Here is a 330-nt window from a genome sequence, read left to right as displayed (position 1 = left end):
TTTCTAACTGTTATCCCCCTGTATGAGGCAGGTTACCCACGCGTTACTCACCCGTCCGCCGCTCAGTCACTTGAATCTTCTTCCGAAGAATCTGATTTAAGTGCTTCGCTCGACTTGCATGTGTTAAGCACGCCGCCAGCGTTCATCCTGAGCCAGGATCAAACTCTCGTTAAAAAATCTTAAACCTGCTGTTACACAGATCCAAAATCAAGTTCGCTCCAGTTCAAGAAAACTACTAGCTTTCTTATCCCTTTTACTGTTATTAGGTGTTCGAACTGCCGATAGCTCGAAACAAAGTTTCTCGCTCATCTTGGCTTCGCCAATGCTCAT

1 rRNA gene is annotated in these 330 nt (G+C 45.5%); it reads right to left on the bottom strand.

From position 1 onward, the window contains the following. Positions 1-174, bottom strand: a 16S ribosomal RNA gene (locus JQM82_RS16145); the annotation flags it as partial. Positions 175-330 lie beyond the last annotated feature (156 nt).

This window comes from Faecalicatena contorta (assembly GCF_021531995.1).
GTDB lineage: Bacteria > Bacillota > Clostridia > Lachnospirales > Lachnospiraceae > Dorea_A > Dorea_A contorta_A.
Note: the sequence above shows the minus strand (reverse complement) of the source record. Positions and strands in the feature narration are given on the sequence as shown.